This is a genomic window from Leptolyngbya sp. NK1-12, assembly GCF_032598965.1.
GTDB lineage: Bacteria > Cyanobacteriota > Cyanobacteriia > Elainellales > Elainellaceae > Elainella.
On the sequence record NZ_CP053587.1, the window covers coordinates 130,861 to 154,997 of the forward strand.

The following is a 24,137-nucleotide window of genomic DNA, read 5'->3' on the forward strand; positions in this document are numbered from 1 at the left end:
GAGGTGATTGAGCAATGGATCGAGTAAACCAATATCGCGATATCTGCTATGCAGCGACCCCAACCTGAAACCATCATCTTAGAAGACATCCTGATTACTGAGGAGCTGTTTCGGCGCTCACCCCGTCCCTCTAACTGGCAAGCTCAAGCGGAGGCAATGCAACGGCTGGCCCAGCAAATGGCGCGAGATTCGGAAAGCCTGATGCCAACCCTGGTAAACACAGCACTGGAGCTATGTCAGGCAGGAACGGCTGGGGTGAGTTTACTGGAAACTGCACCCAATAGGGAAGAGAGTTTTCGCTGGGATGTTTTAGCTGGAACGTTAGCACACCGGGTTGGCAGCACTATTTCCCGCAACTTTAGCTCCTGTGGAGTTTGTCTTGACCAGGGTACTGCCGTCCTCTTCTCCCACCCTGAACGCTATTTCACCCACTTCCAGGATGCCAATACACCGCTTAGTGCAGAGCGCAACTCCGTAGGAATCGTCGAAGAGTTAGTGTTGCCACTAATTGCTGATAGTCATGTCTTCGGCACAATCTGGATTATGTCCCACCATGAGGGGCAGCATTTTGATTCAGAAGATGCGCGGCTGATGACGAGTCTGGCAGACTTTGCAGCGACTGCTTTGCTGTTGAAGCAACGCCAAACGGGAGAATTACTGGCGGCTAATGCGGCGTTAGAGACAGAAATTGCCGAACGCAAACATGTGGAAGGGCGAACGCACGCATTAATCTCCAGTCTTCCAGGGGGAGCAGTGTTTGTGGTCAATCGCGATTTGCGCTACCTGCTGGCCGAAGGAGAAGCCTTATCCGTCGCTGGATTCAAACCGGAAGATTTCGTTGGACGGACGATTTTTGAGGTGCTGCCTTCTGAATTAGCTGCAAATTACGAGCCGATGTACTGTCAAGCCCTGGCAGGCAAACCGTTTGAGCATGAGCACCATGCCCATGATCACACCTACGTCTCACGGGGCATCCCACTTCAGACGGAAACTGGGGAGATCGATGCGGTGCTTGCGGTGTCTTACGACATCACTGAACGCAAACAAGCCGAAGCCGCCTTGCGCGAATCGGAAGCAAAATATCGATCGCTGTTCAACTCGATCGACGCAGGCTTTTGCATCTTTGAGATGCTCTACAACGAAGCGGGTGAGGCAGTAGATTTCTGTTACATCGAGACCAATCCAGCCTTCGAGCAGCAGAGTGGACGCAGACCGCAACCAGGGCAGACGATGCGCGAACTCTTCCCGGAAGCGGAGGACATGTGGCTGAAGGACTACGCAGAAGTCGCCCGCACCGGACAGCCAAAGCGTTTTATCGACTACCACGAAAACCTCGATCGCTGGTTTGATGTCTTTGTCTTTCCCACCAGCAACGGCAAGAACCAACTCGCAGCACTCTTTAGCGATGTCACAGACGAGAAGCGGGCGGAAGCCGCGCTGCGCGAGAGTGAAGAGCGGCTGCAAAAGGCAATGTCCATCGAAACCGTTGGCGTTCTGTTTTTCACGTTGGATGGGCGCATCACAGATGCAAATGATACTTTCCTACGGCTGAGCGGTTACAGCCGGGATGAGCTATGCAACCTCACAAACTGGCAAGAGTTGACCCCGCCTGAATTTTGGGACGCAACGAGCGTTGCTGCTCAGGATCTGGCAACTCTGGGGAACACTGTGCCCTACGAAAAGCAGCATATTCGTAAGGATGGGTCGCGCTGGTGGGGGCTATTTGCACCGACACGACTTAAAGGCAGCGGACACCATGCCAAATGCGTCGAGTTCGTGATTGACATTAGCGAAGCGAAGCGCGTCGAAGACGAACGCAAACTCGCAGAAGCCCAATTGCGTCGCGCTGCCGAGATGGATGTGTTCCGAATCAAGTTGGCGGATGCATTGCGATCGCTCAGTGACCCGGAGGAAATCAAATACCAGGCGGCCTGTGTGTTAGGAAAACATCTCGGCAGCGATCGCGCCTACTACGTTGAAATTGACGAGGCACGTTCAGAGTTTGTGGTGGCGCGAGATTGGCATCAGCCAGGGGCACCCAGCCATGCTCGCCGCTATCCGCTCTCAGGGTGGCCTATGCCGTGGCTGGTGGATGGTCAGCCCTGGGTAGTGCGCGATGTGGATACAGACTCCGCCATGCCGGATGATCAGCGAGCGTCCTACCGGGGAAACGACATTGGGGCTTTGATTGTGGTTCCCCTGATCAAAAACGGGCGCTTGGTAGCGACGCTAGCGACGAATCAGCACACTCCCCGCAACTGGACTACTGAGGAGATTACCGCTGTGCAGGAAACGGCAGAACGTACCTGGGCAGCCGTTGAACGTGCCTACGCCGAAGCTGCCCTGCGAGAATCGGAACAGAAATACCGCACTTTGTTTGATTCGATCGATGAGGGGTTAGCCATTGTTGAGATGATCTACGACGACCAGGGCGAGATCGTCGATATCATCTTCCGCCAGGTGAATCGCGCCTACGAACGTCATGGCGGTGTTTACGATGTCGTCGGGCGTTCGATCTTCGACGTTATCCCCGGCGTTGAAGATTATTGGCTCGACCTTTACAATCGGGTTGCCAGGACTGGCGAGCCTGTGCGGGAAGAAAACTATCAACAGGACGTTGACCGCTGGTTCGATGTCTACTTCTCGCGCATTGACGATAACGGGCGCTTCGTTGCGATCGTCTTCTCCGACATTAGCGATCGCAAGCAGCGCGAACGGCAGCAGGAATATCTCCTGAAACTCTCCGACGCATTGCGTCCGCTCGTCGCAGCGGAAGAGATTGAAACCACCGCCTGCCGTGTGCTGGGAGAATGGCTTGGCGCGCACCGCGTCTACTACGTCGAGATATTTGAGTCGGAAGGCGTTGGAAGAGTGAGCAAACAGTATCTGGGCGACGGCGCGGCTTCCATCGCGGGCGATTACCCGATCGCGGCGTTCGATTGGACGGCACAGGCGCTGCGGCGAGGCGAGGCGGTAGTCGTCTCCGACGTTTATCATTCCGACCTCGTGCCGCCGGAATCGATCGCGGCGATGGAAGCCGTTCAGCAAATATCCATTGTGCTTGTGCCGCTCATCAAGGAAGGCAAATGGGTAGGCGTGCTGACTGTGGGCAAGGACGCGCCGCGCGACTGGAGGGAGGAGGACGTAGAACTGGTGCGTGAAACGCTCGAACGAATGTGGGCGGCGGCGCAACGTGCCCGCACCGAAGTAGCGTTGCGCGAATCAGAAGCGAAATATCGATCGCTGTTTGAGTCAATTAACGATGGCTTCGCGCTGCTCGAAGTGCTGTATGACGATGACGCTAGACCCGTCGATTGTCGCTTCTTAGAAGTCAGTCCCTCATTTGAGGTTCACACGACATTGCCCCAGGCTCAGGGCAAAACCCTGAGGGAACTGATTCCGTCGGTTGAGTCAGGTTGGTTTGAGCACTATCACCAGGCGCTGGTCACAAATGCTCCGGTTCACTTTGAGATGTACCAGAGCCATATCAAGATCTGGTTAGAAGTCGATGTGTTTCCCTACGGCAATCCCCAAGTTCGCGCAGCGTCTCCGCAGGAGAATCGACAAGTGGTGATCGTCTTCCGGAACATTAACGATCGCAAACACGCAGAAGCTCAATTGCGTCGTGCGGCTGACATGGATGCCTTTCGAGTCAAGTTGTCGGATGCGTTGCGATCGCTCACAGACCCGGTGCAAATTCAGGCAGAAGCGTGCCGTCTTTTGGGCGAACAGTTGGGCGTTGACCGCGCCTACTACGTCGAAATTTACGAGGCGGAAGGCTATGCCCGCGTCAATCAACATTATTCGCGTGGCGACTCACCTTCGATCGTGGGAGATTATCGGCTGTCGGAATACGGTTGGAGTATGCAACTGATGCGAAGGGGCGAAACTATCGTCATCACGGATACACAATCCTCACCCGTCGTTCCCGACCATGAACGGGCAGCGATGGCGATGCTCCAAATGGTTGGGTTTGTTGCCCTGCCGTTAATCAAGGGAGAGGTCTTAGTCGGCGCACTCACCTTGAACGAACCCACGCCCCGCGAGTGGACAGAGGCGGAAGTTGAACTGGTGCGCGAAACCGCTGAACGCATCTGGGCAGATATCCAACGCGCCCAAGCTGAAACCGCCTTGCGGGAGTCGGAACTTCAGCGAATTCAAGAACAATCTGCCCGTGAACAAGAACGCCAACGCGCCGAGACTCTGGCAGAACTCGATCGCGCCAAAACCCTCTTCTTCAGCAACGTCAGCCACGAATTCCGCACACCCCTGACGCTATCCTTGGCTCCGCTGCAAGATGCCTTGAGCGATCGTACCCATCCCCTCGACCCGGTTCATCGAGAACGGTTAGAACTCGTTCACCGCAACAGCCTGCACTTATTGAAACTGGTCAATACCCTACTCGACTTCTCCCGCATTGAAGCTGGACGCATCGAAGCAGTCTATGAACCGACGGATCTGGCCCAGTTCACGATGGATCTAGCGAGCGTATTTCGTTCTGCGATCGAGCGGGCAGGGCTGCGCTTAGTAGTCGATTGTTCGCCTTTACCAGAATCGGTCTACGTTGATCGGGAGATGTGGGAAAAAATTGTCCTGAATCTGCTCTCAAATGCCTTTAAGTTCACCTTTGCCGGCGAAATCGCCGTCAGGCTGTATGGGGCTGACAATCAGGTCATGCTCCAGATTCAAGATACAGGCACTGGAATCGCACCGGAGCACCTGCCCCATTTATTTAAGCGCTTCTATCAAATCCGAGGCACCCAGGCCCGCACCCACGAAGGATCGGGAATCGGTCTTGCCCTGGTGCATGAACTGATTCGACTGCAGGGCGGCACAATCGAAGTGAGCAGCACGCTAGGACAGGGAACCTGCTTCACCATCGCCCTGCCCTTTGGAACCGATCATCTCCCTCCAGAGTGCATTCAGGTAGCTCGTCCCCTCACCTCCCCAGCGCTGGCTGCAGATCCCTATATAGAAGCAGCACAGTGGCTACCAGAAGATTCAAATCCCCTCCAGCCCTTCACCAAGGAAAAAACCTCAGCCAAAGTCCCCGCCAAAGTCCCCCTTTCTAAGGGGGATTTAGGGGGATCTCCAGAACTACCAACAAACGCTACAGCTTCTGCGCGCGTCCTAATCGTGGATGACAACGCCGACATGCGCGAGTATCTGACGCGAATTCTCAGCGACCAAATGCAGGTCGAAGCCGTCGCTGATGGGGCAGCCGCATTGGCCGCCATACAAGCGCGAGTGCCCAATCTGGTTCTCACCGATGTGATGATGCCACGGCTAGATGGCTTTCAGTTGCTGCAGGCCCTGCGGGCGGCTCCGCGCACTAGAGAAATTCCGATTATCCTGCTCTCGGCCCGTGCCGGAGAAGAAGCGATCGTAGAAGGACTGGCAGCCGGCGCAGACGACTACCTGATCAAACCCTTCTCGGCTCAAGAGCTGGTGTCTCGTGTCCATGCCCATGTCCACATGGCCCACTTGTGCAGCGAAACTCTCCATCAGGAACGCACCAGCAGTCGGCGCAAAGACGAATTTCTCTCTATCGTTTCCCATGAACTGAACACCCCTCTAGTGGCGATTCTTGGCTGGACGCGGCTGCTTCGTGCCAATCCATCCAACTCCCCGATGGCAATGAAGGCATTGGACACAATCGAGCGCAACGCTATGGTGCAGGCCAACCTGGTGCAGGATCTGCTCCATCTTTCCCGCATCACTGCAGGCAAACTGCGTTTGAATCTGCAGCTAGTTGAACTGGAATCGGTAATCGAAACCGCGATTGCTACGGTCCACCATTTGGCTGAAGCAAAGGTAATCGATCTGGTGTGGAACCGCACAGGTCAAGCTCCTCCGGAAAATCCAGTGGTTGTCATGGGCGACCACGATCGCCTTCAGCAGGTGATCTGCAATCTGCTCAACAATGCCATCAAATTCACTCCAGGATTTGGCAGGATCACCGTTGAACTGAAATTAGAGGGGCGCGATGCCCAAATCCGCGTTAGCGATACCGGCATCGGCATCAGTCCGGAGTTCCTGCCGCATGTGTTCGACCGCTTCCAACAGGCTAGGGATACAGATTCAGCCAAAGGATTAGGACTCGGACTAGCAATCGCCCGTCATCTAGTCGAACTCCACAACGGCACCATTCAGGCAGAAAGCGCCGGCGCAGGGCAAGGAGCAACGTTTATGATTAGGCTACCGATTCGAGACGCAGAAGTGGGGGAGAGCGAGCCGGCAGAAGCGGCAGAAGCGGCTGAGGCTTGATCTGGCTTGAACGTGCTTCTGATGAAGCATTCTAGTATCTTCCACTCCTTTTCCTGTTTACTGCCATGCCTCCTCCCAAACCCAATCCCGAATTTGAAGCATTGCTAGATTACCTCAAGCACAATCGCGGCTGTGACTTGACGGGCTATAAGCGCTCGACCTTGATACGGCGGTTTCAACACCGCATGCGGCAGCTCAACATCGAAGACTATCCAAACTATTTAGAATATCTCCAGTTTCATATCAATGAATATCGTGCTCTTCTCAACGAAGTTCTGATTAATGTCACTGGTTTTTTTCGCGACCAAGCGGTTTGGGATTATCTTTCAGTCAGTCTTATTCCTCAAATTATCCGGCAGCAGCCCAATCAAGTCATTCGGGTTTGGAGCGCGGGCTGCGCTGGCGGTCAGGAAATCTATAGTCTGCTGATCTTGCTAGCAGAAGCGTTAGGGATTGAATCTTGCTTACAGCGGGTTCAGTGCTATGCAACCGACGCAGATGAAGCAGCGCTGCAACAGGCCCGACAGGGCATTTATAGCAACTCGGAAGTTAGCAGCATTCACCCTGAGTGGCTGGAGAAATACTTTCAGCGAACCGAATCGAACTATATTTTTCATCCTCAACTCCGCCGCAGGATCATCTTTGGTCGTCACAATCTGACCCAGGATGCTCCTATTTCTAAAATTGATTTAATCTTGTGCCGCAATGTTTTAATTTACTTTAACTCCAATGTTCAAATGGCGATTTTAGTGCGTTTGCACTTTGCGCTCAAAAAGACAGGGTTTCTTGTCCTGGGTCAGTCAGAAACCTTCAACCACCATAGAGCTATTTTTACAGCGGTTAATTTGAAGCATCGGGTTTATACCAAAGGGCTGGCTTTAGATATGAAGGAGCATCTATTCATCTCTCCCAAAACCCCTCAAAAAGTAACGGTTGAACCACCTTCACAAAGCTGCTTCTGGCAAACGGCTTTTGAAACTAGTCCCGTGGCTCAGCTAGCGGTGGATGTCAACGGTTACTTGGTGAGCACCAACGAACAGGCAAATCGCCTCTTTGGGCTGTCATGCAACGATTGGCAGCGTCCACTGCAGGATCTAGAAGTGGGGAAACAACTCGGTTTCCAGATTCTGAACCAACCGTTCCACCGCCATCATCCGGTGGTTTTGAGAAATTTAGAGTGGAGCAGTTTAACAACCACAAAATATTTTGATGTTACGATTGCTCCAGTCTATGATGCCAAACAAAAGCTCCTGGGTATAACATTAGCATTTTTGGAGATAACTGAGGGTAAGAAGCTACGCGAAAAATTAGAACTTACCAACCTCGAATCGAGCGCACTCAAAAATACACTGCAATCGCTTACATCTGAGTTAAATATAGCTCAAATTGAGTTGGCATCAGTCCGTCAGGAAATGAAACTACTTGAAGATACATTTGATATCGATAGAAGTATCAATGGAAGTATCGATGAAAGTATTGATAGAAACAAAACTAACACTAACAGCAATTAGTAAGGGTGAAGCACTTGCGAAATGAATCCAAGGCATAGCTACAAAACTTCTGATGCAAATGCTTCGCCCTTACATCTCACCGTTGCTCAAACCCTGATGCGAGTACAATGCAGCGAGTACAATGCAGCGATCAATGCCCTGCCCCCGTCTTCAACCCTGTCCGGCGTTCCAATAGCGCCTTTGCCACCATCGTCACAATCGCCAAACCAGCCAACAGTACCGCTGCCGAGTAAGCCGCTTCGGTATGGTATTGCTTATAGGCTTCTTCCACAAACAGCGGCAGGGTTTGCGTTTTGCCCGTAATATTACCCGATACCACCGCCACCGCCCCAAACTCTCCCATCGCTCTAGCGTTGGTCAACAGCACCCCATATAGCAAACCCCAGCGAATCGACGGTAACGTCACCCGCCAAAAGGTCTGCCACTCGCTGGCTCCCAGGGTTTTAGCCGCCTCTTCCTGCTCTGGGCCAATTTCCTCTAACACCGGCAGCACCTCACGGGCCACAAACGGCAGCGATACAAACAGCGTCGCTAACACCATCCCCGGTACCGCGAAAATGATCTTGATATCGTTGGCTTCCAGCAGCGGCCCAAACCAGCCATTGCGACCGTAGAGCAACACAATCATCAGACCCGCCACCACTGGCGACACCGAAAACGGCAAATCAATCAAGCTAATCAACAGCGTTCGTCCCGGAAACTGCTTGTTACGAGCAATCGCCCAGGCAGCACATAGCCCAAACACCGTGTTTAGAGGCACCGCAATGATTGCCATCAGGACGGTTAGCCAGAGCGCATTTAAGAAAGCACGTTGAGAAAAAGTTTTGAGAAACAAACCAACGCCACCGCTAAAGGCTTGGACAAACACATTCAAGGCTGGAATGAACAGAACCAAACCTAAATAGAGAATTACAAACGCAATCAACAACGGTTTGATTAACTTTTGCCAGCCTGTAGATTCCGGAGCTGCCGTGGTAGCTGGAGTAGTATCAGGTTGGATTGATTTTGTCTTAGTTACCATAGCGTCGTCCCCAAGCTTGCAGTAGGTTAATTGCCAACAACATCAGCAGCGAAATCAGCAGCATCACCGTGCCGATTACCGTGGCTCCGGCATAGTCATATTGTTCGAGGCGCTGAAAGATCAGCACCGGCGCAATCAAGTCTTTGAACGGCACGTTCGAGGCCACAATGACCACTGAGCCATACTCGCCCACCGCTCGCGCAAACCCCAGCGCCACTCCGGTCAACAGGGCTGGAACAATCGGCGGCAGCACCACCCGCCAAAAGGTCTGCCACTGCGAGGCTCCCAGTGACCAAGCCGCCTCTTCGATTTCCCGTTCCGCCTCTTGCAACACCGGCTGCACCGTGCGCACCACAAACGGCAGCGAGATAAACAGCATCGCCACAAACACTCCCAGCCGCGTAAAGGCCACCTTGATGCCAAACGGAGCCAGCAGCGACCCCAACCAGCCCGTATCGCTGTAAACCGTTGCCAAGGTCAAACCCGCCACCGCCGTGGGTAAAGCAAAGGGTAAATCGATCAGCGAATCCACAATCCGCTTAGCTGGAAAGTCATAGCGGATCAGCACCCAGGCAATGATCAAACCAGCCAGTCCGTTGATTGCTCCAGCGAATAGAGCCGTGACAAAGGTGACCTCATAGGCTGACAGCGCCATTGGGCTGGTGGCAATCCGCCAGATCTCCGCTGGGCTAAGCGTTAGTGATTTGAGGATCAACGCCGCTACCGGCAGCAACAGCATCAAAAACAGATAGCCAAATGTAATCACCCAGGGAATCGAAGGGCGTGGTATGGCAGGCAGACGCGTAGATGGGGAAATGGATGAGGTGGTCATATTGAGGTGAATTTTGAGGTGATATCAGCGATTTATTGAGGTAGGGGGGGAGTAGGGGGGTAGGGGGTGGGGGGTGGGGGGTAGGGGGTAGTTTGCTATAGGTCGCGAGGAACGGAGTGGAGTAGTCTGTGAGGATCTGTAAATTTTTCTGTGTCGCTTCGTTGCCTGACCCGTCCGCAGCCCGCAGATGAATCGCTGGCTAATGAAGCAAGTCCACTATACGCTTGCGTTCCCGCAGGGTAGTGCACTGAACCTCCTGCTTAGTCTGCTACTCTGCGAAAAGGCTATGCCTACAGCAAACTTCATTCATTAGCCCACAATAGATTCGCGGCTGAGAGAAGTGCTTCCCCGATTAGCCCGCAATTAATTCGCGGGTAGAACATGACGAAGCCAAACAATCGAATTGACACAAAATTCTGAACAGACTCCCTACCCCCTACCCCCTACTCCCTACCCCCTACCCCTTACTCCCTACCCCCTACTTCCCAGCTTCCGTCAAGATCTTGTCAAACACCGCTCCGTCATCAAAGAACTCGGCTTGCACCTTGTTCCATCCACCCATATCCTGCACCGTAAACAGTTTGTCCACTTTCGGGAACTGGCTGGCATATTTCTCACCGATGCTGGGATCGACCGGACGGAAACCGACCTTGGCAAATTCCTCTTGTGCTTCTGGAGTAAACAGAAATTCGACAAAGGCTTCGGCCACTTCACGGGTACCGTGCTTCTCGACGTTTTGATCCACCACTGCTATCGGATTATCAATCGAAATATTCACATCAGTCGGAACCACATAGGGCAGGTTTTCACCTTTTTGCTTAGCTAACAAAACTTCGTTTTCGTAGTTGATCAGCACATCGCCTTGGCCCTGCTTGAAGAAGACATCGGTAGATTCGCGGGCATCTTTGGGTAATATGGGCACGTTTTTGAACACCTGCGAGGTAAATTCTAGGGCTTTGTCTTCGTTGCCGCCGGTTTGGGTAATAGCTCCCCAGAGTGCCATGAAGTTCCAGCGCGCACCGCCCGAGGTTTTGGGGTTGGCTGTGATTACCTGCACGCCGGGTTTGGTCAGATCGGACCAGCCCTTGATGCCTTTGGGATTACCTTCTCGCGTCACCAGAGCTGCTACTGACTTATGCACAATCGAATTATTGGGCGCTTCAGTTTCCCAGCCTGTGTCGATCAGCCCCGCCTTCTCGATTTTCTGAGTATCCAGAGCCAACGCCAGCGCCACGATATCCGCCTCTAGGCCATCGATGACAGCACGACTTTGGGAGCCAGAACCGCCGTAGCTCTGGTCAAACACCACTTCTTGATTGTGGTCTGCTTTCCACTTGGCGGCAAACTTGGGAATGATCTGCTCGTAGGCAGCTTGGGTGACGGCGTAGGAGACGAGGGTTAAGTTAACCGTGCCGCCTTGAGCGGGAGAGGCGCTGTCACTCGTAGCCGTGGAGTTGGGCGCAGAATTGCAGGCAGCCAGTGTGAGACATAAGCCAACCCCGACTAAAAACATTGAAACAAACCCACGGAACGAACGCAGGCGCAAGCGGCCCCATCTAAAGCTACTCATGTAGTCCTCTCCAAATAACAAATCAATTCTGTTGAATAGAACACAACCTAATCTCAGTAAATCAATCAAGATACCGGAGTTATTAAAGCCACTTTACCGTAATTTGACAAAAAATCAACAGTAATCCGATAAGCTTACTAGAGATTAAAAACTTCGGTAGATCGATCAAGTTACCGGGCTATTTAGGTTAAATTTAGCTCAGGTTGTGATAAAACACCAGTATCTCGATTAGTTTTTCGGAGTTTTCGATTCCCCTTTCGTTTAGTCGTAAAAGGTTTATCCTATGGGCATTTTGGTAGACAATGTATCCAAACAGTTTGGTGATTTCAAAGCCGTGGACCAGGTCAGTGTCGAAGTCAAAACTGGCTCACTGGTTGCCCTACTTGGCCCGTCTGGTTCCGGCAAATCCACCCTGCTGCGCTTGATTGCGGGTCTAGAAACTCCCGACAGTGGACGGATTTTTGTCACCGGACGTGATGCCACCTACGAGAGCGTACAAAAGCGAGGCATTGGCTTTGTGTTTCAGCACTATGCCTTGTTCAAGCATTTAACAGTGCGGCAAAACATCGCCTTTGGCCTGGAGATTGCCAAACAGCCCAAACAGCGAGTTCAGAACCGAGTGGAGGAACTGCTAGAACTAATCCAACTGCAATCCCTCGGCGAGCGCTATCCGTCGCAGTTGTCAGGTGGGCAACGGCAGCGGGTGGCGTTGGCACGGGCCTTGGCGTTGGAGCCGAAGGTGCTGCTGCTGGATGAGCCATTTGGTGCGCTTGATGCTAAAGTCCGTAAGGATTTGCGCGCCTGGTTACGCAATCTGCATGACACCGTCCATGTCACGACCGTGTTTGTTACCCACGATCAAGAAGAGGCAATGGAAGTCTCGGATGAGATTGTGGTGATGAACCACGGCAGGGTGGAGCAGGTTGGCACCCCAGCAGACCTGTACGACAATCCGGCCAGTCCATTTGTGATGAGCTTTATTGGTCCGGTGAATGTATTGCCCAGCACTGCACCGCTGTTTCGGCAGGTGGGTGAATCGATCCCGACTCAGGATTCGGCCCCGGTGTTTCTGCGGCCTCATGATGTGATTATCGAACTGCATCCAGATCAAACGACAGTACCAGCCACCGTGCTGCGGGTGATTCACCTCGGCTGGGAAATTCAGGTAGAGTTGGGGCTAGAAGACGGTCAGGCGTTTACGGCCTATCTGTCGCGGGAAACTTTCAAACGCCTGAATCTGCGGTCGGGTCAGCAGGTGTATGTAAAGCCCAAAGAGGCGAAATCCTTTGCTACCCCGTTGGCTTAGGCCAGCACATAATACAAAATACCGCTGCCAATCAAAAGCACGGCAATGCTAAACACAATGACCCAACGTTCGGTGATTTCGTCGCTGTCGTCGCTGATTTCCCGCCGAATCGCCAGATAGTGCTGGGTGGATAAAAACACGGTGATTAATCCCACCACGGCAAAAATAATTCCAAGTTGCCAGGTCCGGCTCGGATTAGGCGCTAATGGTGGCCGTGCGGCGTGAATTCGTCCCAAGATCACGCCGATTCCCATCAGTGAAATGGCGGTCCGCATCCAGGAGAGATAGGTGCGCTCGTTGGACAGGTATTCTCTGGTTCTAGACTCGACCGGCTGGCTGGTTGTAGGCAAGTCTGATCCAGCCGAGGCTGGTGTTGGGGCTGCGGTTGGATCTAGATCTACTGAACCTTTTGGCGACCCATGTTCTAGAGAAACGGCTGGCGGCGGATTTTCCTGAGGCTGATTTTCGATTGGCGGTGGGCTTTCCATACTGACGTGAGGCCATTACTGTCTTCTAATAATTTTTAAAACTACGGTAAACCTATCGACATAACGTATTCATAGAATGATAAAATACGGCAAGTCGATAGGGATTATCGTATTTACATGCTGAAATCTACAGACGCCGTGGGCGAGGATCTGGGGCAGGCAGAAAATCAGATGCCGTCAAAGCATGCGGCTCCGCTGTTTAAGCAGTTTACCAAGCGGCTTATCAAGTTACCAAAGCACTTGTCGTTTAAGCGCTTGCGAGGCGGTCTATTGTTTGTGTTGGGCTATTTGCTTTCTCCACTCTGCTGGTGGAATGACCTGATTTTTAATTTGCCCGTGGCTTACGGGTTTGGCTATCTGTGCAGTTTGGTGTCGGCTGGCTGGCTGCTGCCCGGTCTAATTGCCGGATACTGGCTCTCAAATGTCTTGGGCTTTGTGCTGATGCAGTTCGGGGCCGTTGATGCCCTCCAAGCCGAGGCGAAGCCGCGCAATCCACAAAAAGAACTGTTGATGGGTGTAGTTTCTTCCACGATCTACACCCTTGTTATTTTGGCCTTGGTGCAGCTCCAGGTGATTGATACCGCAAGTCTCTTGCCGGGAGAGTTGCTGAACCTCGGTTCTCTCTTGCCAACATCAAGAGGGCTGGGATGAACTACACACTGCTTTCGGCCCTCAGCTTTTTGGTCGGCATTCTGGTCGGCTTGACGGGAATCGGCGGCGCGTCGTTGATTACCCCAATGCTGGTTCTGGTATTTCAAGTGCCCGCATCCGTGGCGATTGGTTCGGATGTAGTGGCTGCCACATTAATGAAGATTGTTGGTGCGGCAAAACATTGGCAGCAGCAAACGGTAAACCTGCAAGTGGTGCGCTGGCTGGCCTATGGCAGCGTGCCGGGATCGCTGCTTGGCGTGGGAATTTTGCAGCGGCTGCAATTGCTCGGTGCGAGTTTAGATGCACTGCTGCTGCGGCTGCTGGGAGTCGCAATTCTGCTGATTACGCTGGTGGCATTAATTCAAATGGTGCTGATAATTTTCACACCGCAATTCCAGTTGCCGATTCCGCCCAAGCTCGATTTGGAAACTCGGAGCGGCAAAAGTGCGGCGGTTGCAATCGGAGCAATTTTGGGCTGTGTGGTCGGTATGACGAGTGTATCCTCCGGATCGATGTTTGCCCTGGTGCTAATTGCCCTGTTTCAGCTCGATGCTCAAAAGCTGGTTGGAACAGACTTAGTGCAGGCGGCAATCCTGCTAGCGTTTACGTCTCTAGGGCATCTCAGCCTGGGTACGGTGGATTGGAGCTTGGTGATTGCCATCTGGCTTGGTTCCATACCGGGTGTGCTAATTGGAGCTAGGCTGTGTCAACAGATTCCCCAACGTCCGCTGCGCTTTGTGCTTTACATGCTGTTGATCATGGTGAGCTGGAAGCTAGTGCATTTTGCTTGATTTGCAAGTCCTCCTGCCCCCTTTCCTGAAAGGATGTTTGAGAAGTCACCACTGTTGTCCGAACCGCCTTCTGCCCCCAACCTTAGGGGGTTCTGAGGAATCAAGTCTCCCAGATTTGGGGAATCTAGGGGGCCAATCAAGTCCCCCACGATATAGCCCTAACAGGCATTTCAGAAAGGGGGATTATCGCCCTGCGGGCCTCCTAGAAGAGGCGAATGTAGTCAATTTGAAATATCCTCTCAACGATAGGTTGACTGTATAACAGGTGGGATTTATATATTGCTAGGTGGACGTTTAGCCGTTTCACGTTGATCGTTTCCTACAGCTTCGTCCTCATTGTTATCCTGCTTATCACCAGATGCTTACCCCAGATGCTTACCAAGTCTATTGATTAATCAATAACCATGCAGCCTTTCGATCCTTGGAATCGGCTTCAATCGTTTACCTATTTTCTCAGTCGCTGGTTACAACGCAACTGGCAGCCGCTGCTATTTTTATTTGGTACCTATGTGCCGCTGGCGATTTTTGCCATTTTAGCGATGCAGATTTGGCAGTTAGAAGGAGGATTAAGCTGGGATGTCGCTATTATGCAGGCAATTCACGCGAATGCGAATGCCACGCTCGACCGGATCGTTCCCGTTTGGACCAAATTCGGCACCAGATGGGGCGTGTTTCCAGTCTCGACCCTAATTGCGGTAGGGCTGCTCTATGCCCGCCGCTGGCGATTGCTCACCTATTGGCTGATTACCCTAATCGGCTGCGTTTTAATCAACCGCATAGCGAAGCTTTGGCTGCATCGAGTTCGTCCGAGTTTATGGGAATATCCACCCGTACCAGAATTTTCATTTCCCAGCGGTCATGCAATGGCGAGTATGGGGTTTGTGGTAGCGCTGATTATTCTCACCTGGAATACCAGTTGGCGCATCTGGGTATGGCTATTGGGTAGTTTCTTTGTCGTCTCGATTGGCTGGACGCGGCTATACCTAGGCGTGCATTACCCAAGCGATATCTTGGCAGGCTGGATGATGTCAATCGCTTGGGCCATCGGAGTGAGTTTGATTGTAAAACCCTTATCGTCTAACCAAACCTCAACTTCCCCGTCCCCCCAACCCTCACATCCAGCATCCACCTCCGCATCAACTAAATCTTAGTAAGAGCAACATATTTGCTGATCATCTGTACACTTGCGTTCAGGCGTTTCGGCAAAATGATGGATTGTACAGGCGTTATTTCCTGCGGAAAGGCTGCGCCTACGGCGAAACGCCTGTACGCGAATGCTGGCCCATCAATCAGATCGATACAACCTATTCAAATACCACGCCACTCATCGGATTCAGCGGAACCGTGAAAAAATAATAGATCACGCCTGCTCCTAACAGCGTCACCGCCAAGCTAAAAGCAACCACTAACCGATCCGCAGGTTCGTAAGTGTCTTCATCAATGGCATAACGCGACGCAAAATAATGCTGCGCTGAAAATAACACGGTGGTTAAGCCAACAATCGCAAATACGAGTCCCAGCTTCCAACCGTTGCCCGGAGTAGTTAACAACGGCGGTTGAAAAGCTCGCAAGCGCACAATCACCACACCAAACCCCATCAACGAGATGCCAGTCCGCATCCAGGCTAAATAGGTGCGCTCGTTTGCGAGATGGTCTCGCACGCGTGAGGTGTTGCGTTTGGCTTTGGCCAGCTTTTCGGGGTCGAGGGGCTTGAAGAGTTGCATGGTGTTCAGTCGGTGGGGGCATTGGCGACTTGGGTGTCTACTTCGGCTTGGGAGAGGTTGGGGATAGTCCAGGTGCCTTCTCCGGCTTTGAAGATGCCTGCGAGTGGTAAGTTGAATTGAATCGCGCCGGTTGGATCGGTGTCAATCGTTAAGCGAGAGCCGTCCACAATTTTAACGGCTCCGGCTCCACCTAAAGACAAACCGGCTACTTTAGCATCATTGGGTAAATATACGCCATCGCAATCCCAATCTTCGTCGGTTTCTTGTCCGGGGGCGAGATAGTAAAGTGTATTGGTAGAGTTGGTGTAGGGCTTGACGGGTTTATGGGCGTAAACTCCTATCATCTTATTGGTGTTGTTTTTGCAGACGCCCCAATCTTCGCTCGATTCCATAATGTATTTCTGGAACTGTAGCTCGGCAATTTTTTGCTGAAGTTCTGCGGCGCTGTAGCCCGCTTGTTCTGGATTGTTTTTAGCCTGGAGTAATTGGGTCAAGGTTTGGCTCAATTCGGCATATTCTGGGCTTTTCTCTGCAATTGGATCGGCCCAGGCAGATGGTGCCATCCAGAAATTGACGAACAGCAAGACTGTGATTAGCAAAACTTTGAGAAATCGCATTTTTCCTCCTTTTCAGGTTTTTCTTTTCAGGTTTTCAAGAGAAAAACGTTGAACGCAAGCAGTTCAAGAATTGGATCAAGAGCGGCAAGCCGTTAAATCTACAAGCCTGACAACAGGCGATAGCTGCCATTTTCGATCAAAATAAACAGTCCTAATCCAATTAGCACATAGGGAACGATGACATTGCCATAGCGAGTTAGGATTGGCATGATAGCGGGATGGCGCGAAAAATAGTAGGCGACCGCACACCAGAGGGCTACCATCACTAGAAACACGCTGAGAATGATCAGTAGTCCAGCCAGGTTGGTGCTAGCAAACAATGGAACATAGATGCCAATGTTATCTCCTCCGTTCGCAATTGTGACTGCTGCCACATGATAGGTTTGAGGAACGAGCAGGCTGGCAAATCGCGTTTGTCGAGGTTTAGCAGACAGTTCACAGGTAACGGTTTGAATCGTATCGTCATCGTCCGATTTGAAGAGCTGATACACGCCAATCCCGATTGGTACGAGACCCAGTAACCCGATCCAAGCTTTTGGAAGCACCAAGCCGCCTAGAAACCCTGGTAAGCTTGCCAGAATAATCACCAGAAATCCCAAATATTGACCGACGAGAATATGCCGCACTCGAAAATTGGCGTTGATTTGCGAGAAAAAGATGGTCAGAATCACAATGTCATCTAGATTAGTGGCGACAAACGACGTGATGCCTTTAGTCAGTGCAGCAGACAGCTCATTCATGACCGAGCATTATTCTTGTTGCGATGGCAGCATCCGACCCACGCCTATCAAATAGCCGATTCCAATTAGCAGCGCAATTAAAATCAGGCCCCGGTCGGCAAGTGTTTGACTGTCCCATAAAATCATTGCTCCTAGCCCAATCAGCACATAGGGAACAAATTGATTGCCATACCGCGTCAGCGTTTCGGCAATCGTCGGTAAGCGAGTCAACTGATATGCAGCGTAACACCAAACGCCAACCAAGGCGAAGAAGATCAGCAGCATCAGGACCAGGGTTTCCCCGGTGCAGTGGGCAAACAGCGGCACATAGATTCCTACATTATCGCTGCCATTGGCAACCGTCAACGCAGCTATGCCATAGGTCTGCGGCGACAGAAAGCTAGCCCACGCCGACTGGGATGGCTCCACGGTGGGTTCTGCTTCGTCTTCAGCAGGTTGCTCCAACAAGCGGTTCAAGCCCAGAATGATTGGCACAAGTCCCAGTAAGCCAATCCAGGGGCGGGGCACCAACAGGCTGCCAAAGAAACCTGGTAAGCTCGCCAGCACCAGCAGCGCAAAGCCGAGATACTGCCCAGAAACAATCTGCCGCCGTTGCAACAAGCTGCCCACCTGCGAAAAGATCAGCATCAAAATCACCATATCGTCTAGATTGGTGGCCGTAAAAGCGCTGACACCCGTAGATAATGTACTCCAGAAATTCATACTCCAGAAATTCATGCTCCAGAAATTCATCAATAGCGACTCCTTCGATTTGGGTCAGGATGGGATGAAATGGGCAGCAATTCACTCGCAACTGCTGCGGTGGCAAAGCGCTCGTGCAGTTCTTCAACATTGCGCTGCATAATTTTAACCATATGAGGCCGCCGCAAACGCTGCCGTACAAACCAGCCGCAGGTGATGATTAAGTACAGCAAGAACAGATAGGGGAACCAACGATAGGGCGCTTCTGGAACTGGAAACCAATCGCTGCCAGGAATACCCACACTGCCCACGACCGGAATCATCATGAAACCAATTGCTACTGCTGCACAGACAATGTCCCGTAAACGCAATTGGCGAATTTTGTAGAGATACAGCGGTGCCGCAATTGAAACTAGAATATATACGGTTAGAAATCCATAGCTGCAAATGGCGCCCAAGTAGCCCATGCTCTCGAACAAACTGATGTTGCCCATCGCCATCACGGCTGGTACCAAAAACATGACCAGCGAGCACATGGTCACGGCAATATGAGGCGTACGGTTGGCCGCATGCGCTTCTCCCAAAGAGGCGTGAAACAAACCATGCCGCGCCATCATAAACGCTACTCGGGCGGCTGGATTAATTGTGCCAAGAATACAGGCAAAGAAGCTAAACAGTGCTCCCAGCCCAACCAATTCTCCCAAATAGCCGAGGCCAATCTGCTGCGACAAAAAGGCCAACGGCTCTTCGGTCATGGCAATCGACATGCCACTCTGTTGAAAGCCGAGCACTTCGATGTAGGTCGTAGCTACAAAGAACAGACCTGCCAGAATCACGCTGCCCATCACCGCTCTGGGAATCGTTTGCAATGGACGCTTGGCTTCATCGCCCAGAGTGGTAGCACTTTCAAATCCGGAAAACCCGAACATCACCAGCACCAGCCCAGTCGCAATATTACCGGGCGTCACGCCTTCCAACCGCAACTGCGGCCAATCCAACGCAAAGCCATGATGTGCCCAAATCAGCCCACACAACACCGCAATCAGCAGGAGCGACGCGCCTTCGATCCACAGCATTGCCATTGCCGAAAGCTGAATGTCTTTATAGGCGGTATACCAGGCAATTCCGGCTCCGATTGCCAACAGTGTAATGCTAGAGGGATGAATTCCCAAATGTCCGATGAAGACACTGCTAAAATTAGCAAAACCGCAGAGCACCGCCATCCCCGTACATAGATACGCCAACACCAAACTCCAGCCGCAAATCACACCCGCTGTTGGTCCCAAGCCTTTGACGATATAGGAATAGAACGACCCCGGAGACGCAGACCGACTGGCAAACTGATTAATATTAATGCTGACAAACACCAGCCCAACTAAGCCAATCAAAAAGCTCAGCCAGGTGCCGTTGCCAGCTAGCGCCACGATCAAACCAATATTTGAGGCGGGAATAGTTGTGGGAGCAATTACAGCAAACGACTGAGCTAACACTTCTCCAAATGAGAGACAATTAGGCTTTAAGCCATGTAGACTTTGAAGAGATTGACTGGTCATAGGCCCTTACTTTTTCTAAGCATTTTGCTGAGGATTCAGGTATTCCCGAATCAGCGATTGCTATAAGCATCGCGCGTTCACACCTCTCACTTTAGAAAGGGCTATTCATAGAATCAAATACTCTTTCTTGTCCAAACGATAAATTAAATTGATGCAAGCCGATTTAGATAGTGAATCGGAGTTTGTCATAAAATGAAGTATTGCTGTGAGCAAAGATCATAAAAAAGAATGATGCAATCAAGGTGACATAGTATAGATGCGTGGTCTAGATGCAGGTGGATTTTTAAAGGGTCAGGAATCAGAAAAGAGTAATATCAAATCCGGTTGATCAGCCGCGTAGAGGCGTTTCGCCGAAACGCCTGTACAATATCGCGTTTCGGCCAAACGCCTGTACAATATCGCGTGTTGGCGTAGGCGGAGCCTTTCCGCAGGAAATAACGCCTGTACAACGCGGCATTCAAATTTAGGGCGTTTAGTCGGATTTGATATAATGTCCCATTCAGTTGGTTAGCCATCAATTCGGTAGGAGGCTCGCGCATTCCTTCAGAGAAGTCAGCTACAGCCTTCCACAGAAAATACCACCCCTATAATATTGATGTAATTGATGTAGTAATTTGTAGGAACGCAGCAGAGCAAAAACGACCGCGGCACTATTCTGACTTCCGGCTTCTGACTCCTGGCTCCTACCTCAACAACGATTCCAATCTAGATCAATGAAAACAGATCTATTTATCGCTACTCGGATTTTGGTGCTGCTGCTGGGCTTAATGATTTTCGCCAGCTTTTTTGTGATTGTCCATGCTGGTGAGCGAGGTGTGTTGATGCGGTTTGGGCAAGTGCAAGTGCAAGTACTCGATGAAGGGATTCATCCGATTATTCCCCTTGTCAATACCGTCGAGAAACTAACGGTGCGGGTGCAAAAGCAGGAAATTTCGACCGAAGCTTCTTCTAGAGACCTCCAGGATGTATTCACTGATGTGGCGCTCAACTGGCATATCATTCCGGAACAGGCTAACTTACTGTTTCAGCAGATTGGCAATACTGATGCGGCTATTGAGCGGATTATTAACCCGTCGATTCAAGAAGTCTTGAAAGCAGTAATTGCTCAGTACACAGCAGAGGAAGTGATCACACGACGAAATGACGTTAAGGCTGAAATCGACTGGTTGTTAACTGAGCGATTGGCCTCGTACCATTTAGCGGTAGATGATGTTTCCCTGGTGCAAATCAATTTTTCCCAGCAGTTTAGCGATGCGGTCGAAGCCAAACAAATTGCCGAGCAAGAAGCCAAACGAGCTGGCTTTCTGGCGATTCGGGCCGCCAAAGAAGCAGACGCCAAAGTTAATCTAGCCAAAGGCGATGCCGAAGCTCAACGCTTGATTGACACTACCCTAACGCCAAAGTTATTGCGAAAGCAGGCGGTAGACAAGTGGGATGGCCGTTTACCGCTGATGGCTGGAGATCAAAACCTGAAATTACTAGAGTTTGACCTTGACGATTTGATAGAAGCGCAATAGAGGCTTTGTTGGTCTACAGTCCTGCAACGTGGGGTAGAAGGGGCCGCACCTCCACAGTTTACACCTCTATAGGATTCTGTTCCTTGTCAATCGAGAGATCAAGCAACATATCCTGAAATGCTAGCGCCAATCTGGTTTGGAACCGCTGCCGGTGCTTTAGTAACAGAACGGATTGAGTAATTTCTAGTGGGCTTGCCCTACTATCGCGATCATCCACGACCCGAATCGCTCTTAGCGTCACTAACTGAAGTTCCTTCTGGATCATCATCTCAGAAATAGCGGCGGCTCCTACTCCATTTTCAACCACGGCCTTGATCATTTCACTCGTATTCAACACTAGCACCACGTTCAGCTCAGTACTATCAATGCCCCAACTCTGGAGCGCCTGCTCGAACATTTGCTGGGTACCAGATCCTGGCTCGCGCATCACCCAAGCCGTTTGTGGCAGATCTGATAATCCAACTTCGCCTTGCTCGTACCAAGGATGAGCTTTGCCGACAATGATTTGCAGCCGGTCACTGTCTACGGTTTGCTGTTCGAGGCAGTGGCGGAGAGCAGGTTTCACTTCACCAGTCACTAGTCCTAGGTCAAACAGTCCCGATGCGGTTCCTTCGCAGATTTCTTCGGCATTAGCCAAAATACAGTTGACCGTAATACCCGGATATTGCTGCTTAAATTCGCTGATGCGTTCAGGCAACCAGTAGTTGCCAATTGTCAGACTCGATCCGATTCGCAGTTCGCCGCGCTGTAAGCTGGTGAGCTCTTGCAAACCTCGTTTCGTCAGTTCCACCTGATCCAGAATTTTTTGCGCCTCGGTTCTTAGCAATTTACCCGCATCGGTAATTTCGACTCGTCTACCAACGCGATGAAACAGTTTCAGATTATATTCCTTTTCCAAGCTTTGAATTGCCGCACTCACGGCAGGCTGCGTGATGTAGAGTTCTTCTGCCGCACGGGTAAAGTGGAGATGTTCGACAACCGCTAAAAAAATTCGCAACTGCTCTAACGTCATTCTGCTCCACAAATTGATATAGCCAAAAGAACTCTTGTTATAACTGCTTACTGGAAATCAGGTTTATGTCGGAAAGGATTAGGATACAGCTCGCGCTGGGCTTCAATGCCAACTTCGAGATAGCAATCGCTTAACGGGGAAGCGATACAAAGCAACACATAACCTTGCTGCGCTTGGAATGGCTTGAGCGCAATTGCTCGCGGTTGGTCCACTTCACCCTGAAGCAAACGGGCCGCGCAGGTAATACAGGCTCCAATCCGACAACCAACGGGTAACTTCAGTCCCGTTTGCTCGATTGCGGCCAGAATATATTGCTGCTCGGCCACTTCTAGCCGAAAGTTATCTCGATTCACTAATATGATCTGATGAGTTTTCATTAAAGTAAAAAAGAACCTTTCCCCAACCACCCATCCACTCAACTAAACCCAAATATCAGATGTACAATCGCCGCCGGGATAGCGCATCTCATGGGCGCGAGCCGGTCCATTCGGTTCACCGCCAAAGTCAACGTAGAAATTTTGGTTAATAGTCAAGCCGCCCTGCTCGGTATTACAGTCAATTTGCAGTAGATACGATCCCTGCTTGGCTAAGTCGGGATAGAACTGATTGTCCCAGGTGCTAAACAGGGAATTGGTTACATATAGCCGTTTGCCATCTAAGCTGAGTTGCAGCATTTGCGGACCACCTTGCAGCGTGTGGCCTTTCACAGTCTCGGCTTTACCAAGCAACCCGCCCACCCAAACTTGGCCGGTCAGTTGCGGCTGGCTGGGATTACTGATGTCATATTGGCGAATATCACCATGCAGCCAATTAGAAAAATAAATGAAGCGATCGTCGAGCGAGACCAGAATATCAGTAATCAACGAAGGCACGGGAATCGGAAATCCTTCTAAATCAACCGAGGGAATATCAATGACTTTTTCAACTTCCCAATGGCCATTTTGCTTGTAATAATGCAGCACATTACTGCTGAGGGCGGCTCCAACAAAGCCATGTAGACTGTCGGGATTGTGATGAAACCGCACCTCTAGCGGAATCAGGCCGTCTTCTCCTAGATCCAGGGTTTGGACAATGTCGTGCGTTTGCCAATCCCAAAAATGCAGCCGTTGGCCGTAGTTGCCAGCCTGCACGTCGTTGAGATCAAAGCCGGGGTAAAAGGTTTTCGGTGCCGCCCATTCGCTGCTGACCATAACGTTGTGGCGCGGCTGATACCAAAAATCGTAATTGAACTTCATCGCCTCAGCTTGGTGTTCCCAGCGGCCAATAATGTCAAATTTGTCATCCAACAACAAAAAGCCACCCGGTGCGTTTCCGTCTTCATCGCCCAGCATCGAGATCATGATCTGACCGTCGGCGAGACAGTGAACCGTATGGGGAGCCGTTAGCTTGGTTTTGCTGCGAATTTCTTCGGGTTCAATGATTTTGTGCAGCGTGGGAGCCTTGGGATTGTTCGTATCCACAATATAGATGCGGCTGGAGCGGATGCCCGGAATAATCAAAAAGCGGCGAGATTTGCTAGCGTCGTTGTGGCAAGAACTACAAGCATTCCAACCAAAATGATGCAATTCATCGCCAATGTAGGGCATCGGTAAGCGATGAATCACCTGAGAATAGGTGGGAGAGGTAGGATCTACATCAATCGTAGCGAGATAATCTGGCTCCTGAATTCCTGAGCCGGTGTAGAGCGCAATTGTATATAACAGTTTTTCCGGTTCTGCCTGCATGGCTGCTTCTGGGGAAGCATAGCCCGGACCGCAACATGCATGTGCCATTGCTTTATCCTCTCGATTAAAACAGGAATGAGTTTTAGGTTAGCTCTAGTTTGGAGCTTCAGACTTTTGTTTCCTGACTTTAGT

The 24,137-nt window shown here is 51.3% G+C and carries 20 protein-coding genes; 7 read left to right on the top strand and 13 right to left on the bottom strand.

The annotated features are described in order from the left end of the window. Positions 1-48: 48 nt before the first annotated feature. Both HJG54_RS29070 and HJG54_RS29075 read left to right on the top strand, forming a co-directional pair. Positions 49-6,267, top strand: a complete 6,219-nt coding sequence (locus HJG54_RS29070; protein ID WP_316436565.1) for an ATP-binding protein — start codon at positions 49-51, stop codon at positions 6,265-6,267. A gap of 65 nt (positions 6,268-6,332) precedes the next feature. Continuing rightward, positions 6,333-7,778 (top strand): CheR family methyltransferase, encoded by a 1,446-nt coding sequence (locus HJG54_RS29075; protein WP_316436566.1) that lies wholly within the window; start codon positions 6,333-6,335, stop codon positions 7,776-7,778. A gap of 130 nt (positions 7,779-7,908) precedes the next feature. On the opposite strand, the gene cysW is transcribed toward HJG54_RS29075, so the two are convergent. From cysW to HJG54_RS29090, 3 genes are all read right to left on the bottom strand, one after another. Next, complete coding sequence (cysW, locus tag HJG54_RS29080) at positions 7,909-8,799, bottom strand: sulfate ABC transporter permease subunit CysW (protein ID WP_316436568.1); 891 nt, start codon at positions 8,797-8,799, stop codon at positions 7,909-7,911. Next, positions 8,789-9,631 carry a sulfate ABC transporter permease subunit CysT gene (gene cysT, locus HJG54_RS29085; protein ID WP_316436569.1) on the bottom strand — a complete coding sequence of 281 codons (843 nt, stop codon included), beginning with the start codon at positions 9,629-9,631 and terminating at the stop codon, positions 8,789-8,791. Before cysT ends, cysW begins: the two co-directional genes overlap by 11 nt. 478 nt (positions 9,632-10,109) lie before the next feature. Next, on the bottom strand, positions 10,110-11,201 hold the full coding sequence (locus HJG54_RS29090; RefSeq protein ID WP_316436571.1) for a sulfate ABC transporter substrate-binding protein: 1,092 nt from the start codon (positions 11,199-11,201) through the stop codon (positions 10,110-10,112). Positions 11,202-11,484: 283 nt separating this feature from the next. Here HJG54_RS29090 and HJG54_RS29095 point away from each other — a divergent pair, with 283 nt between their 5' ends. Beyond that, positions 11,485-12,507 carry a sulfate/molybdate ABC transporter ATP-binding protein gene (locus HJG54_RS29095; protein WP_316436572.1) on the top strand — a complete coding sequence of 341 codons (1,023 nt, stop codon included), beginning with the start codon at positions 11,485-11,487 and terminating at the stop codon, positions 12,505-12,507. Here the strand turns inward: HJG54_RS29095 and HJG54_RS29100 are convergent. Next, positions 12,504-12,995 carry a YidH family protein gene (locus HJG54_RS29100; protein WP_316436573.1) on the bottom strand — a complete coding sequence of 164 codons (492 nt, stop codon included), beginning with the start codon at positions 12,993-12,995 and terminating at the stop codon, positions 12,504-12,506. The two genes, HJG54_RS29095 and HJG54_RS29100, sit on opposite strands and share 4 nt — an antisense overlap. Before the next feature lie 117 nt (positions 12,996-13,112). On the opposite strand from HJG54_RS29100, the gene HJG54_RS29105 reads away from it, so the two are divergent. From HJG54_RS29105 to HJG54_RS29115, 3 genes are all read left to right on the top strand, one after another. Beyond that, positions 13,113-13,646, top strand: a complete 534-nt coding sequence (locus HJG54_RS29105; protein WP_316436574.1) for a hypothetical protein — start codon at positions 13,113-13,115, stop codon at positions 13,644-13,646. Continuing rightward, on the top strand, positions 13,643-14,437 hold the full coding sequence (locus HJG54_RS29110) for a sulfite exporter TauE/SafE family protein (protein WP_316436575.1): 795 nt from the start codon (positions 13,643-13,645) through the stop codon (positions 14,435-14,437). Before HJG54_RS29105 ends, HJG54_RS29110 begins: the two co-directional genes overlap by 4 nt. A 404-nt stretch (positions 14,438-14,841) precedes the next feature. Further along, positions 14,842-15,588 carry a phosphatase PAP2 family protein gene (locus tag HJG54_RS29115; RefSeq protein ID WP_316436576.1) on the top strand — a complete coding sequence of 249 codons (747 nt, stop codon included), beginning with the start codon at positions 14,842-14,844 and terminating at the stop codon, positions 15,586-15,588. Positions 15,589-15,741: 153 nt separating this feature from the next. Here the strand turns inward: HJG54_RS29115 and HJG54_RS29120 are convergent, their stop codons facing one another. The 6 genes from HJG54_RS29120 to HJG54_RS29145 all read right to left on the bottom strand — a co-directional run bounded on the left by HJG54_RS29120 (position 15,742) and on the right by HJG54_RS29145 (position 20,267). Further along, a complete protein-coding gene (locus HJG54_RS29120) occupies positions 15,742-16,161 on the bottom strand; it encodes a YidH family protein (RefSeq protein ID WP_316436577.1) in 420 nt (139 codons plus the stop codon). A 5-nt stretch (positions 16,162-16,166) separates the two neighbouring features. Next, positions 16,167-16,778, bottom strand: a complete 612-nt coding sequence (locus HJG54_RS29125; protein WP_316436578.1) for a hypothetical protein — start codon at positions 16,776-16,778, stop codon at positions 16,167-16,169. A gap of 98 nt (positions 16,779-16,876) precedes the next feature. Next, positions 16,877-17,518 (bottom strand): cadmium resistance transporter, encoded by a 642-nt coding sequence (locus tag HJG54_RS29130; RefSeq protein ID WP_316436579.1) that lies wholly within the window; start codon positions 17,516-17,518, stop codon positions 16,877-16,879. A gap of 9 nt (positions 17,519-17,527) precedes the next feature. After that, complete coding sequence (locus HJG54_RS29135; protein WP_316436580.1) at positions 17,528-18,250, bottom strand: cadmium resistance transporter; 723 nt, start codon at positions 18,248-18,250, stop codon at positions 17,528-17,530. Continuing rightward, positions 18,250-19,752 carry an APC family permease gene (locus HJG54_RS29140; RefSeq protein ID WP_316436581.1) on the bottom strand — a complete coding sequence of 501 codons (1,503 nt, stop codon included), beginning with the start codon at positions 19,750-19,752 and terminating at the stop codon, positions 18,250-18,252. Before HJG54_RS29140 ends, HJG54_RS29135 begins: the two co-directional genes overlap by 1 nt. Before the next feature lie 314 nt (positions 19,753-20,066). After that, entirely contained in the window at positions 20,067-20,267 is a 201-nt protein-coding gene (locus HJG54_RS29145) for a hypothetical protein (protein ID WP_316436582.1), read from the bottom strand. A gap of 198 nt (positions 20,268-20,465) precedes the next feature. Between HJG54_RS29145 and HJG54_RS29150 the strand changes: the two genes are divergently transcribed. Further along, positions 20,466-21,269 carry a prohibitin family protein gene (locus HJG54_RS29150; RefSeq protein WP_316436583.1) on the top strand — a complete coding sequence of 268 codons (804 nt, stop codon included), beginning with the start codon at positions 20,466-20,468 and terminating at the stop codon, positions 21,267-21,269. Between the two features lie 58 nt (positions 21,270-21,327). Here HJG54_RS29150 and HJG54_RS29155 read toward each other — a convergent pair whose 3' ends face one another. The 3 genes from HJG54_RS29155 to HJG54_RS29165 are packed head-to-tail and all read right to left on the bottom strand — an operon-like array spanning position 21,328 to position 24,053. Continuing rightward, positions 21,328-22,281 (bottom strand): LysR substrate-binding domain-containing protein, encoded by a 954-nt coding sequence (locus HJG54_RS29155; RefSeq protein ID WP_316436584.1) that lies wholly within the window; start codon positions 22,279-22,281, stop codon positions 21,328-21,330. Between the two features lie 47 nt (positions 22,282-22,328). Beyond that, positions 22,329-22,658: a 2Fe-2S iron-sulfur cluster-binding protein gene (locus HJG54_RS29160; RefSeq protein WP_316436585.1), complete on the bottom strand. Its 330-nt coding sequence runs from the start codon at positions 22,656-22,658 to the stop codon at positions 22,329-22,331. Between the two features lie 42 nt (positions 22,659-22,700). Further along, entirely contained in the window at positions 22,701-24,053 is a 1,353-nt protein-coding gene (locus tag HJG54_RS29165) for a selenium-binding family protein (protein WP_316436586.1), read from the bottom strand. Between the last annotated feature and the right edge of the window lie 84 nt (positions 24,054-24,137).